Annotated in this window: 11 protein-coding genes; 3 read left to right on the top strand and 8 right to left on the bottom strand. The window is 69.2% G+C overall.

The genetic code is table 11. The annotated features are described in order from the left end of the window. Positions 1 to 294: 294 nt before the first annotated feature. Positions 295 to 1,983, top strand: a complete 1,689-nt coding sequence (locus A3AG_RS0118300) for an electron transfer flavoprotein-ubiquinone oxidoreductase (RefSeq protein ID WP_018006824.1) — start codon at positions 295 to 297, stop codon at positions 1,981 to 1,983. A gap of 182 nt (positions 1,984 to 2,165) precedes the next feature. Here A3AG_RS0118300 and A3AG_RS0118305 read toward each other — a convergent pair whose 3' ends face one another. From A3AG_RS0118305 to A3AG_RS0118315, 3 genes are all read right to left on the bottom strand, one after another. Continuing rightward, positions 2,166 to 3,221: a lipase secretion chaperone gene (locus A3AG_RS0118305; RefSeq protein WP_081610754.1), complete on the bottom strand. Its 1,056-nt coding sequence runs from the start codon at positions 3,219 to 3,221 to the stop codon at positions 2,166 to 2,168. Further along, on the bottom strand, positions 3,208 to 4,329 hold the full coding sequence (locus A3AG_RS0118310; RefSeq protein WP_018006826.1) for an esterase/lipase family protein: 1,122 nt from the start codon (positions 4,327 to 4,329) through the stop codon (positions 3,208 to 3,210). The genes A3AG_RS0118305 and A3AG_RS0118310 overlap by 14 nt, the downstream gene beginning before the upstream one ends. A gap of 89 nt (positions 4,330 to 4,418) precedes the next feature. Then, entirely contained in the window at positions 4,419 to 5,306 is an 888-nt protein-coding gene (locus A3AG_RS0118315) for a flagellar brake protein (protein ID WP_026164290.1), read from the bottom strand. 244 nt (positions 5,307 to 5,550) lie between these two features. Here A3AG_RS0118315 and A3AG_RS0118320 point away from each other — a divergent pair, with 244 nt between their 5' ends. Continuing rightward, positions 5,551 to 6,267 carry a FadR/GntR family transcriptional regulator gene (locus A3AG_RS0118320; RefSeq protein ID WP_018006828.1) on the top strand — a complete coding sequence of 239 codons (717 nt, stop codon included), beginning with the start codon at positions 5,551 to 5,553 and terminating at the stop codon, positions 6,265 to 6,267. Positions 6,268 to 6,304: 37 nt separating this feature from the next. Continuing rightward, entirely contained in the window at positions 6,305 to 7,411 is a 1,107-nt protein-coding gene (locus A3AG_RS0118325) for an NAD(P)/FAD-dependent oxidoreductase (protein WP_026164291.1), read from the top strand. Here the strand turns inward: A3AG_RS0118325 and A3AG_RS0118330 are convergent. The 5 genes from A3AG_RS0118330 to A3AG_RS0118350 form a co-directional block, all read right to left on the bottom strand. Then, positions 7,333 to 8,604 carry an MFS transporter gene (locus A3AG_RS0118330; RefSeq protein WP_018006830.1) on the bottom strand — a complete coding sequence of 424 codons (1,272 nt, stop codon included), beginning with the start codon at positions 8,602 to 8,604 and terminating at the stop codon, positions 7,333 to 7,335. The two genes, A3AG_RS0118325 and A3AG_RS0118330, sit on opposite strands and share 79 nt — an antisense overlap. A 1-nt stretch (position 8,605) precedes the next feature. After that, positions 8,606 to 9,715 carry a chorismate synthase gene (gene aroC, locus A3AG_RS0118335; protein WP_026164292.1) on the bottom strand — a complete coding sequence of 370 codons (1,110 nt, stop codon included), beginning with the start codon at positions 9,713 to 9,715 and terminating at the stop codon, positions 8,606 to 8,608. Positions 9,716 to 9,797: 82 nt separating this feature from the next. Next, entirely contained in the window at positions 9,798 to 10,532 is a 735-nt protein-coding gene (locus tag A3AG_RS0118340) for a glutathione S-transferase C-terminal domain-containing protein (protein ID WP_018006832.1), read from the bottom strand. Positions 10,533 to 10,553: 21 nt separating this feature from the next. Then, the gene (locus A3AG_RS0118345; protein ID WP_018006833.1) at positions 10,554 to 12,452 is read right to left on the bottom strand and encodes an MFS transporter; all 1,899 of its coding nucleotides are present in this window, start codon (positions 12,450 to 12,452) and stop codon (positions 10,554 to 10,556) included. A gap of 189 nt (positions 12,453 to 12,641) precedes the next feature. Continuing rightward, positions 12,642 to 13,088 (bottom strand): CBS domain-containing protein, encoded by a 447-nt coding sequence (locus tag A3AG_RS0118350; RefSeq protein WP_018006834.1) that lies wholly within the window; start codon positions 13,086 to 13,088, stop codon positions 12,642 to 12,644. Positions 13,089 to 13,313: the final 225 nt, after the last annotated feature.

Genomic DNA, 13,313 nt, shown 5'->3' on the forward strand with positions numbered 1-13,313 from the left:
CAAAAAAAGAACGACCGTTCCAAAAAAATCCTTGCCTGTGGGTGGCGAGTCCCGGACAATGCCGGAGATTCTAAGAACTTGGCCCGCAAAGGGAAAGAGGGAAAACGCGCGATCCGGACGTCTTCGGGCGCTGTTCGATCGCCGTTCGATGGCGAAATGGCGCCGATTCACCGCCGCGCCCGCGCGGCTCTCCCCGCGGCCCCGCGCCGCGCCCGGGCCGGGTTCTCAGCACGACGATCACCGCATTTCCCACAATTGCCAGCTAGCAGCAAAGAAACAGAGGGTTAGAGACAAATGGATCAGCAACAGCTCCTGGAGCAGTTCGGCCCGCGCGAAGCCATGGAATACGACGTGGTCATCGTCGGCGGCGGCCCCGCCGGCCTGGCCACGGCCATCCGCCTGAAGCAACTCGCGCAGGAGAAAGGCGCCGACGTCAACGTGTGCGTGCTGGAAAAGGGCTCCGAGCCCGGCGCGCACATCCTGTCGGGCGCCATCATGGACCCGCGCGCCCTGAACGAGCTGATCCCGAACTGGAAGGAGCTGGGCGCGCCGCTGAACCAGGCCGTGACCGAGGACAAGTTCCTGTTCCTGAACGAGACCGGCTCCAGGGGCACGCCGCCGGCGCTGCTGCCCGAGTGCTTCCACAACGAAGGCAACTACATCGTCAGCCTGTCGAACTTCGTGCGCTGGCTGGGCCAGCAGGCCGAGGCGCTCGGCGTCGAGATTTTCCCGGGCTTCCCCGCCGCCGAGGTGCTGTACAACGACGACGGCTCGGTCAAGGGCGTGGCCACCGGCAACATGGGCATCAACAAGGAAGGCGAGCCCACCGACAATTTCCAGCTCGGCATGGAACTGCATGCCAAGTACACGATCTTTGCCGAAGGCGCGCGCGGCCACCTGGGCAAGCAGCTGATCGCCAAATTCGCTCTCGATGCCGGCAAGGACCCGCAGAGCTACGGCATCGGCCTGAAGGAGCTGTGGGAGATCGACCCGGCCAGGCACAAGCCCGGCCTGGTGGTGCACACCGCCGGCTGGCCGCTGGATCCGGCCACCTACGGCGGCTCGTTCCTGTACCACATGGAAGACAACAAGGTCGCGGTCGGCTTCGTGGTCGGCCTGGACTACACCAACCCGTGGCTGTCGCCGTTCGAGGAATTCCAGCGCTTCAAGACCCATCCGGAAATCCGCCAGTACTTCGAAGGCGGCAAGCGCCTGTCGTACGGCGCGCGCGCCATCACCGCCGGCGGCCTGCTGTCGTTGCCCAAGACCGTGTTCCCGGGCGGCGCGCTGGTCGGCTGCGATGCTGGCTACCTGAACGCCTCGCGCATCAAGGGCAGCCACGCCGCGATCAAGACCGGCATGCTGGCAGCCGAGGCCGCCTACGACGCGCTGCAGGCCGGCCGCCAGCACGACGAGCTGAGCGCCTACCCGGCCGCGTTCGAGCAGAGCTGGCTGTACAAGGAATTGCTGCAGGCCAAGAACTTCAAGCAGTGGTTCAAGAAGGGCCGCACCACCGCCACGCTGATGACCGGCATCGAGCAATGGCTGCTGCCCAAGCTGGGCGTGCGCAACCCGCCCTGGACCCTGCACCGCGAGAAGCCGGACCATGTCTACCTGAAGCCGGCCGCCGAATGCCAGAAGATCGACTACCCCAAGCCGGACGGCAAGCTGACCTTCGACCGCCTCAGCTCGGTGTTCATCAGCAACACCAACCATGAAGAAAACCAGCCGGCGCACCTGACGCTGAAGGACGCCAGCGTGCCGGTCGACATCAACCTGGACAAGTACGCCGGCCCCGAGTCGCGCTACTGCCCGGCGGGCGTGTACGAGTTCGTGCAGGACGAGACCTCGGGCAAGGAACGCCTGCAGATCAACGCGCAGAACTGCGTGCACTGCAAGACCTGCGACATCAAGGACCCGACCCAGAACATCGTCTGGGTGACGCCGGAAGGCGGCGGCGGTCCGAACTACGTCGGCATGTAAGCCGCGCTTCTGTTCCCTGCCGGTTTTCTCCCCTCTCCCGCTTGCGGGAGAGGGGCGGCGGTGAGGGGCAGGCACTGGCATACCACTGGCAGTACTTCGTGGTCCTTCCCGCCCTCACCCCAACCCTCTCCCGCAAGCGGGAGAGGGAGCACACAACCAGCTGACGGAATGACGGCACCGATTTAGGGTGCCGTTTTTCTTGCAGCCATCGCCCTGTCCACCACCTCCGCCTGCAGCGCCTCGCTGGGATTGTCGAATGCCTGCCCGCGCAGCGTGTCCAGTTGCTGCCGCCGGTCCTGCTCCGACAACCCCGAAAACGACTCGATCTGCGCGCGGCGCGCGGCATAGTCGTGGTAGCGCTGCTGCCATGACTGCTCGGCCTGCGCCTGCTGCTGGTAGCGCTGCCCCACCTCGGGACCGTAGGCCTGCGCCAGCGCTGCGCTGATATCCTGCGTGGTGCGTCCGGCCGCCTGCAGGTCGGCGATGGTCTGGCTGATGGCCTGCGGGCGCACGCTGGCCGCGCGCGCGGCGCGCAAGGGTTCAGGCAGCGCGGCATCGAGCTCGGCCAGCCGCTGTCGCCGCTGCGCGTCGTCCAGGCCTGCCTGCGCCGCGATCTCCAGCCGCGCCAGCATGGCCTCGTCATAGGCCTGCTCGTCGCCGAACCAGGCCTGCGCCACCTCGGGCAGCCAGCGCTGGCGCGCCGCGTTGCGCTGCGCCAGCAGCGCGCGCAGCCGCTGCACCTGCTGTGCATCCAGCCTGCCGTCCGCATCCGCCAGCGGCTTGTGCGCGGCCTCGGGCTGGATCTCGGCCAGGCAGGCCACATAGCGGCGCCACAGCTGCCACGCCTGCCCGGCCGCGGGCTGCGGCACATGGCGGCGGATATCGTCATGCACCAGCGCATCGAGCGCATCGAGCGCATCGATGCCGCCGGCATCGTGGCGCGCACTCAGGAAATAATCGAAATAGGTGCGCAGCGCCCGCGTCAGCCGCAGGTTGCCCGCGGCATCGGCCTCGGGACCCGCGGGCATCTCCACGCCGGCGAGCGATGGCCAGGTGGCGGCGCCCGCGGGCGCCGGATCCGCCGATGGCGCAAGCGGACCCGCGGCGATCGCCAGCGCCGCCTGCTGCGGCCCGGGCGCCGGCGCCCGCGGCATGGTCAGCCAGTACACCGCTGCCGCCGCGACGGCGGCCGGCAGCAAGGCCAGCGAGATCCTTGGCGCACGCTCAGAGCTGGTCATTGCGCAGCCGGTTGGCGTGGTTAAGGATGACCGTGCGCGGATCGGCATCCTGGTACAGCCCCGCCATCTGGTTGACCTCGTCGAGATGGTTCCAGTAATAGCCGGTGGCCAGCACCCGGCCCCACTTGCTGCTGCAGACCGAGACCAGGCCGTCATTGGCGCCCGCGCCCTTCAGCGCCATCAGCCCCGCCGAGGTCGACATCATCACCGTGGACGGGTCCAGCAGGTTGGAGCGCAGCAGGCTGAGCGGCCCGCCCTGCCCGGTCCACGAATACGCGGCCTGGGTATGGGTGACGAGATTGCCCGCGGCGTCGCGCGCCTGGCGCAGTTCGGACACGGCGCCGGCGCTGTCGCAGTCCGCGCCCAGCGCCGATTTCGTGCCCGGCACCAGCGTGGCGTCGAGCCGCGCATTCTGCTCGGCGGCGCCGCGCGTGGTCAGGCTCTCGAGCGAGGCCAGCGCATCCTGGTCCAGCGCCTGCCCGTTGCTGATGCCGTTGAACCAGCCGACCGTATCGAACACGCCCCGGATCAGGCTGACCAGCACCGGACCGGCAATCGGGATGGTGCCGATGCCGCGGATCAGGTCGAGCACGGTGTCGGCCACTTCGCTGCCGCGGTGCGGGCTGCCGATGGTGGTGACCGAGGCCACGTCCTGCGGCGACATCGCCGCCAGCACGCGCGCGGTGGGCCCGCCCTGGCTGTGGCCGATCAGGTTGACCTTGTCGGCGCCGCTTTCCAGCTTGACCGCGCGCACATAGGCCTGCAGCGCCAGCGCGCGCTCGGCATCGCTGTTGAACGACGGCACCGTGGCGACATAGACCTGCGCGCCATGCGCCCGCAGCACTTCGGGGATGCCATACCAGTAGTCGAGCACGCCGGCCATCTTCGCCGCGCCGGTCAGCCCGTGGACCAGCACGATCGGGTAGCGCGTCTGCGCGTAGTCGCCATTGGCGATGACCGCGGCGGCGGGGGCTGGCTGCGCCAGCATGGCGATGGCGGCCAGCGCCACGGCGGTGCCAGCCAGCCTGCGCCGGGCATTGCGGGACTGCTGCTGCGTGCGCGCTACGGGCGTGCGTTGCCCGCACGCGTGGTGTTCGCCGTGCTCCATCTGGTCTCCTCGGTGGTGGGTCTTTTTATGTTGGAAGCAGTAAAGACGGCCCGCTCCGTGGAGACAATCAAAACATTAGCGGAATCCCTCTAAACAGCTGCTACCGCGGCGGGCTGTACCGGCATGCGGGTGCTGGAAAGCAGCTGTTCGTAGATGTAGCACTGCAGCAGCGTCAGTTCGCGCTCGGCCAGCACGTCGAAGGCAATGCCGAACGCGGGGAAATCGGCATCGTCGCCGGCTGTGCCGGCTGGTGCCATGCGGACCCAGCCATCGATCACCACCTCGCTGTCCAGCGACGCGGTACGCAGGTTGAAGCGCAGCCGCACGCGGCTGCCCGGCGCGGGGGCCGGTGCGGTGGTCTGCACCAATGCGCCACCGGTGCTGAGGTCGGACAGCAGCGACAGGCGCGCCACACTGCGGTCGATGCCGTCGTCATCGCCCGGTTCGGTCAGGTACGCCGCCAGGCGGGTCGGCACGCGCGCCGCCTTGCGCACCGGCGTGGCATGCTGCTGCACCGGCGCGGACAGGACCAGGTAGCGGAACGGGCTGCGGCACACGGCGGTGATGGTCGAGGTGAAGCTGTGGATGGCCTGCCCGGAAAAGCCGCGCAGCACCACGCCATCGCCGGCCTGCAGCGGCAGGTCACGCCCGCCCAGTTGCGGCCAGGTGACAAAGAGGCCCTGCTCGATAAAACCGATCAGCCGGCTCGCGGCCGGGCGCGCGGCCTCGCCGTCCAGCTTGACATGCAGCAACGTGCCGACCTGCAGGCCGAGCGGCCCGCTGGCGGGGCGCATTTCGTCGGCGGTTTCGCCGCCGGCATCGTCGCGGCACACCGTGCCGTGGCGGAACACCAGTGCCAGGTCGCGCGCATCGGGGATGATGTTGCCGCTGCCGAGCACCAGGTTGCCGTCGCCATCGAGCAATGACCAGGGCAGCGGGTGGCCGACGGGAAGATCGTTAGGGGTGAGCTGGATCATGGCTGTTTGCAGTTGGCCCCGGCGTGGGCGTGCTGGGACGCGACGAGCCCTTGGGCGGAACCGACGCACGGACTCCGCGGCCTGTATTGGGCTTCTATCGGCGTCCGCGCGGCGAAATTTAGTGCCGGGCAAGGAATACCGAGGCGACATGTGTAGCATCGGCTACCTGCGGCAAGCTTGACGCGCGGCAAAGTTGGGGCCAGAATCTCGAAAAGCTGTCAGACAGCCTGACATATCGAGCACCATGAACACGCACCTGCCCCGCCCGGCTTCGCTGGCCACCCGCATCGCGCAAACCCTGCATGACGACATCCTTGCCGGCCGCCATGGCGCGGGCGCGCGCCTGCCGGCCGAGGCCGCGCTGGCCGAGGCCTTCGGCGTGAGCCGCCCGATCGTGCGCGAGGCCATCGCGCAGCTGAAGGCCGACGGCGTGCTGGTGACGCGCAAGGGCTCCGGCGCCTATGTGTCCGACACCCCGGGCGGCCAGGCCTGGCGCGTGGCCAGCGCGCCCGACGGCGGCCCGACGCTGGCGCAGTTATTCGAGCTGCGCCGCGTGGTGGAAACCGCCTGCGCCGAAATGGCGGCGCAGCGGCGCACCGCCGCCGACATCGACGCCATCCGCGCCGCGCTGGCGGCGATGCAGGCGCAGGCCGACGGGCACGGCGACATGGCCAGCGCCGCCGCCGCCGACATGGCGTTCCACCACGCCATTGCCGAAGCCGCGCACAACCCCTGCTTTACCGGGCTGACCGATTTCGTCAGCCAGCAGATGCTGGCGGCGCGCCAGCGCGCGTGGGAGAACACCGCGCGGCTGAGCACCGCCACCGGCGCGCCGCGCGCCGCCGACCAGGAACATGCGGCCCTGGCCGAAGCCATTGCCGCCGGCGACGCTGCGGCCGCGCGCAACGCCGCGCAGCAGCACCTGGCGGCCGCCGCCGCGCGCCTGGGCCTGCCCGCCTGAAGCCCGATCTATCGAGACCCTGAAGCAAGGAACAATCATGGAAACAGTGGATTGCGTCGTGATCGGCGCCGGCGTGGTGGGACTGGCGGTCGCGCGCGCGCTGGCGCTGCAAGGCCGTGAAGTGATCATCCTGGAGGCCGAGAACGCCTTCGGCACCGTCACCAGCGCGCGCAACAGCGAGGTCATCCATGCCGGCATCTACTATCCGGCCGGCTCGCTCAAGGCGCAGCTGTGCGTGCGCGGCAAGGCCATGCTGTACGACTACTGCGCCAGCCACCACGTCGCGCACCAGCGCTGCGGCAAGCTGATCGTCGCCACCAGCGCGGCCCAGGTGGCCACGCTGGAAGGCATCCGTGCCAAGGCGGCCGCCAATGGCGTGGACGACCTGCGCCTGATCGACGGCGCCGAAGCGCAGGCGCTGGAGCCGCAGCTGCAGTGCCACGCGGCGCTGCTGTCGCCGTCGACCGGCATCGTCGACAGCCATGGCCTGATGACGGCGCTGCTGGGCGATGCGGAAAACGCCGGCGCGGTGCTGGCGGTGCAGTCGCCGGTGCTGGGCGGCGCGGTCACGGCGGACGGCATCCGCCTGGAGATCGGCGCGGAAGACGGCAGCACCACCACGCTGCTGGCGCGCACGGTGGTCAATTCGGCGGGGCTCACGGCACCGGAACTGGCGCGCCGCATCGACGGCATGCCGGAAGCCCACATCCCGCCGCAGTACTACGCCAAGGGCTGCTATTTCACGCTGGCCGGCCGCGCGCCGTTCTCACGGCTGATCTATCCCGTGCCCGAGGCCGCCGGCCTGGGCGTGCACCTGACCATCGACCTGGGTGGCCAGGCGCGCTTCGGCCCCAATGTGCGCTGGATCGACGAGATCGAATACGGCGTCGACGCGGCCGACGCCGACGCCTTCTATGACGAGGTGCGCCGCTACTGGCCCGCACTGGCCGACGGCGCGCTGCAGCCCGGCTACGCCGGCATCCGCCCCAAGATCAGCGGCCCGCACGAAGCCGCGGCTGACTTCCGCATCGACGGCCCCGCCGTGCACGGCGTGGCGGGGCTGGTTCACCTGTTCGGCATCGAATCGCCGGGGCTGACCTCGTCGCTGGCGATTGCCGAGCGGGTCTGCGCGGTGCTGGACTGAAGCGCGCCGTCGCCTTCCGCGCGAAAGCTCATCGCGGCGCAAAAGGCCCCCGCCGCCGCGGCCACGGCGGCGAGTCCGAAGGTGTGCGCCGGCGCCAGCGCATTCCAGGTCCACCCCATCGCCAGCCCGCCCAGCGTGCCGCCGACGCCGTAGGAGATGCCGGTGTACAGCGCCTGCCCGCGCCCCTGCAGCGGCCCGGCAAACCATGCCTGCAGGCGCTTCAGGCTGGCGCTGTGGTGCGCGGCGAAGGTCGCGGCGTGCAGCACCTGCACCAGCGCCATCAGCCACGCCAACTGCGCGAAATAGCCGGTGAGCCCGAAGCGCAGCGCCGCCAGCACGAAGGTGCCCGTCAGGATGGTGCGCAACGCCAGCCGCGCGAACAGCAGCCCCTGGTAGTAAAAGAAGACGATCTCGGCCACCACGCCGATGGTCCACATCATGCCGATGGCGAACTTGCCGTAGCCCAGCGTCTCGAGCCACAGCGAGTAGAACACGTAGAGCGCCGCGTGCGCGAACATCATCAGGAAGGCCGACGCCAGGAACCAGGCCACGTCCGGACGGCGCAGCAGCGGCAAGGCGCGCGGCGGCGTCGTGCGCGGGCCCTCGTCGGCGGCGTCGCGCATGGTCATCACCACCCCGGCCAGGATCGCCAGCACCGCGCTCGCCACCCACGGGAACGCGCGCATGCCGACCGCCTCGAACAGCGCTCCGCCGGCCAGCACCGCGCCGATAAAGCCGAGCGAGCCGAACATGCGGATGCGGCCGTAGCTGTGGTCGAAGGCGCCGTAACGGCGCAGCGTGGAAATGGTCAGGGCATCGCCCAGCGGCGACATCGCGCTGGTCAGCAGGCTCAGCGTCAGCATCATCGCCATCATGCCGCCGTAGCTGCCGACGCCCGGCAGCAGCAGGAACGCCAGCAGCGAAGTGAACGCGCTCACGCGCAGCAGGCGCACGCGCGTGTGCATCACGTCGGAGAGCCAGCCCCACAGGTAAGGCCCGGCGATGCGGCTGACCTGGAAGCTGGCCATCAGCACGCCGATCTGTACCGGGTCGAAGCCGCGGTCGGCGAAGTACAGGCTGACGTAGGGCGAGATCAGGCCGACGTAGCCGTAGTAGCCCAGGTAAAAGAGCCCGAAGCGGGCGTGGTCGGGGGCGCCGGCGGCGCCGGCGCCTTCCCCACGGAGCGGCGACAAGTCAGCGCGTCTGGCCGGCCTGCGCGGGGATGCGCGGCGTTTCGACGCGGACGTCGCCGCACTGGGCGCGGTGGCGCAGCGCGTGGTCGATCAGCACCAGCGCCAGCATGGCCTCGGCGATCGGCGTGGCGCGGATGCCCACGCACGGATCGTGGCGGCCGAAGGTCTCGACGGTGGCGGCGTTGCCGGCCTTGTCGATCGATTCGCGCGGGGTGCGGATCGACGACGTCGGCTTGATCGCCAGCGACACGGTAACGTCCTGCCCGGTGGAGATGCCGCCCAGCACGCCGCCGGCGTTGTTGGTGCGGAAGCCGGCGGCGGTCAGCTCGTCGCCATGGACGCTGCCGCGCTGCGCGACGCTGTCGAAGCCGGCGCCGATCTCTACGCCCTTGACCGCGTTGATGCCCATCATCGCGTGCGCGATGTCGGCATCGAGCTTGTCGAACAGCGGCTCGCCCAGGCCCACGGGCACGTTGCTGGCCACCACCTCGATGCGCGCGCCGACCGAGTCGCCGTCGCGGCGCAGCGCGTCCATATAGGTTTCCAGCTCGGGGATGATGTCGGCATTGGCGGCGAAGAACGGGTTCTCCGGCACATGCGACCAGTCGGTGAACGGCACCGCGATCTCGCCCAGCTGCGACATATAGCCCCGGATCTCGGTGCCGTACTGCTCGCGCAGCCATTTCTTGGCCACCGCGCCCGCCGCCACCACCGGCGCGGTCAGGCGCGCCGACGAGCGGCCGCCGCCGCGATGGTCGCGGATGCCGTATTTCTGCCAGTAGGTGTAGTCGGCATGGCCGGGACGGAAGGTCTCGACGATATTGCCGTAGTCCTTGCTGCGCTGGTCGGTGTTGCGGATCAGCAGGCAGATCGGGGTGCCGGTGGTCTTGCCCTCGAACACGCCCGACAGGATCTCGACCTGGTCCGGTTCCTTGCGCTGGGTGACGTGGCGCGAGGTGCCGGGCTTGCGGCGGTCCAGGTCGCCCTGGATATCGGCCTCGGTCAGCGCCAGGCCCGGCGGGCAGCCGTCCACCACCGCGCCGATGGCCGGCCCGTGCGATTCGCCGAAGGTGGTAACAGTGAAAAGCAGGCCAAGGGTGTTGCCGGACATGATGGAAACCGCACAGGAATTGGGGACGGCCTCCATTGTAAAGCCAATGGCCGGGCTCGGGCGGGCCCCGGCGGCCCCAGCGTCAGGCGGCGGCGCCCTGGGGCACCGGCGCCGCGGCCAGCTCCGGATAGAACTCGGCGCGCATCCGCGCCATATAGGCCACCAGGTTGGCATGCCCCTCGGCCGCGGTGCGGATCGGGGTGTCGAATACGGGGCACAGCAGGCTACCGGCAAAGGCGAACAGCGTGGCATCGGCCCCGCACGGCTGGTCGCCCATCAGGTAGCGCTTGTCGCCCAGGATGTCGGCAATCGAGGTCACGCCCTTGCTGGCCAGCGCCACCAGCTCGTCCTCGCTATGCCGGCCCAGGCCCTGCCCCCACAGCGTCTTGCGCACCTTGTAGCGCACCAGCCGCTCGGCCAGCCCGCGCACCGGCGCCGGCACGCTGCGGAAGAACTGCGCCGGCCCCTTGTCGAAATTGGCCTGGTCGAGCCAGCGCACCCGCGCCACCGCCCAGTAGAGATGGTCCTCCATCAGCTTCTCGGCCGCCCAGGCAATGCCGCGCTCGGCCGGGCTCAGGCCCGCGTCGAAATCGATGTGGTAAGTCTTCTCGATATGCCAGCGGATCATGGTGGAATCGGCCACGATCCGGCCCATGTCGTCCAGGTACGGCAGCTTGCCCTTGGGCGCGCGCCGCAGGCTGCCGCGGCGCGCGTGGTACGGCAGGCCGGCCAGCTTGAGCAGCATCTCGGCCTTGGTGACGAAGGGGCTGGCATCGGGCAGCCCGAAGGCGGGGCCGAAGGTGTAGAGGGTAATCATCGGGGATCGCCTTTGCGTCAGCTAGCGCCAGTCGCCGCGCAGGGCCTGCACCATCTGCTGCAGCCCTTCCGGGGTCGCCGACTCGGGCGGCACCGGCTCGCCCACCACCAGCTCGAGCCGGTTCAGGATGCCGCGCCGGAACGGCCGCGACATCGCCGGCGCGCCCTTGCGCGAGAAGAAGCTGCCCCACAGCCCGCGCAGCGCCATCGGCACCACCGGCACCGGCGTGCGCCGGATGATCTGCTGCACGCCCTGCTTGAACGGATTGATGTCGCCGGTGGCGGTGATCTTGCCTTCGGGGAAGATGCAGACCAGGTCGCCGTCGTCCAGTGCCTGGGCCACGCTGTCGTAGGCGCGCCTGAGCATCTCGGGGTCCTGGTGCGCCGGCGCGATCGGGATCGCGCGCGCCTGGCGGAAGAACCACGACAGCAGCGGCACCTTGAAGATGTTGTGGTCCATCAGGAAGCGCACCGGGCGCGGGCTGCACGCCATCAGCACCACCGCATCGGCAAAGCTGACGTGGTTGCACACCAGCACCGCCGGCCCCTCGGCAGGGATGCGCTCGGCGTTGATGCGGCGCAGGCGATAGAGGGTATGGACCAGGATCCAGGCGATGAAGCGCAGCAGGAATTCCGGCACCAGCGAATAGATGTAGACCGCCACCACCGCATTGAGCAGCCCCACCACCAGGAACAGCTGCGGGATGGTGTAGCCGGCCTGGGTCAGCGCCACGCCCAGCAGCGAGGCCGCGATCATGAAGAAGCTGTTCAGGATGTTGTTGGCGGCGATGATGCGGGCGCGGTGCGTGGGCGCGCTGCGGCTCTGGATCAGCGCGTACAGCGGCACGCTGTAGAAGCCGCCGAACATCGCCAGCAGGAACAGGTCGGCCAGCACGCGCCAGTGGTGCGGCGCGGCCAGGAAGGCGCCGATGCCGCTCAACGCGGCCGGCGCCTGCCCCTGGCTGGCAAAGTACAGGTCGACCGCGAACACGGTCATGCCGATCGAGCCGAACGGCACCAGGCCGATCTCGACATGGCGCCCGGACAGGCGCTCGCACAGCAGCGAACCGGTGCCGATGCCCAGCGAGAACACCGCCAGCAGCAGCGTCACCACGTTCTGGTCGCCGCCCAGCACGTCCTTGGCGTAGCTGAAGAACGAGGTCAGGAAGGTGGCGCCGAGGAACCACAGCCACGAAATGCCGAGCAGGCTCAGGAACACGGTGCGGTTGCCGCGCGCCAGCACCAGATTGCGCCAGGTCTCGGAAAACGGGTTCCAGTTGATGCGCAGGTCCGGCTGCGGCGCCGGCGACGCCGGGATCCGGCCCGCCACCAGGCGCCCGGCCACGGCGATGATCACGCAGGCCGCGCCCACGTACAGCGGCCCGACCATGGCGCCGCCCTGCTGCAGCCCGGCCAGCTCGCCGCCGATCAGCGTGCCGATCAGGATCGCGACGAAGGTGCCCATCTCGACCAGCCCGTTGCCGCCGACCAGTTCGCTCTCGTCCAGGTGCTGCGGCAGATAGGCAAACTTGACCGGCCCGAACAGCGTGGAATGCAGTCCCATCAGGAAAGTGCCGGCATACAGCAGCGGCGCGCTGTGCCAGGCAAAGCCGGCCAGGCCCAGCACCATGATGGCGATCTCCAGCGACTTGACCAGCCGGATCAGGCGCGACTTCTCCAGCTTGTCGGAGATCTGCCCGCTGGTGGCCGAAAACAGCACGAACGGCGCGATAAAGATGGCCGAGATCAGGAACGCCGCGCTGCGCGCGTCGACGCCCTCGAACAGCGCCGTGTGGTAGGTCACCAGCGAGGTGAAGGCGACCTTGAACACGTTGTCGTTCATCGCCCCCAGGAACTGGGTCCAGAAGAACGGCGCGAAACGGCGCAGGCCGAGCAGTCGGAACTGGCTGTGTTGGCTCATGGAGGGGCCGGTCGGGAGCGACCGCCAACGGAGTGGGAACGCCGGCTAGTGTGCCGCAGCCGCGGCCTTGCCGCCACCTTGCCGCCACCTTGCCCCGGCCGGGTGGTGCCAGCCGGGGGTATTTCCGCAGGCGGCGCCCGGCGGCTAGGGTGGACCGGGGGTGCCTTCAGCCGGCGCGGCCCGGCGCCATCACTCGGCGCGCTCTTCCGGCCAGTCGCGGATATAGGCCTTGAGCATCTTGTTCTCGAAGCTCTGGTCCTCGACCACGGCCTTGGCGACGTCATAGAACGAGATCACGCCCATCAGCGTGCGGTTGTCGAGCACCGGCAGGTAGCGGGTGTGACGCTCCAGCATCATCCGGCGAACCTCGTTGACGTCGGTTTCCATGGTGCAGGTCAGCGGCGCATCGTCCATCACCTTGCGGATGCTGCTGGTGCCGATGTTGCCGTTGTTGCGGGCCAGGGTCTCGATGATCTCGCGGAAGGTCAGCATGCCGACCAGGTCGCCGTATTCCATCACCACCAGCGAGCCGATGTCGTGCTCGGCCATGGTGTGCACGGCAACCAGCAAGGAGGTGTCAGGCGTCACGGTGTAGAGCGTATTGCCCTTGATCTGGAGGATGTCGCTGACTTTCATGGTGGTCTCCGCTGCCTGCGCTCGGTCCGAGCTGGAACTGAAGGCATCGCCGCCGCCGAGGGCGCGACGATGCCGGTCACATTGTTGTCTGTATAAGGGTGTGCGGGCGCCTGGCCCGTTGGCCGATGCTAGCCCAAACCCGCCGCCAAAGTAAAGCGGGAGGCCGGTTTGCGGGCGGGCGGGAGGGTGAGCGCGCGTGGGCCGGCGCACGATGCTACGATGCTG

The sequence above is a fragment of the Cupriavidus neocaledonicus genome (assembly GCF_000372525.1).
GTDB classification, from domain to species: Bacteria; Pseudomonadota; Gammaproteobacteria; order Burkholderiales; family Burkholderiaceae; genus Cupriavidus; species Cupriavidus neocaledonicus.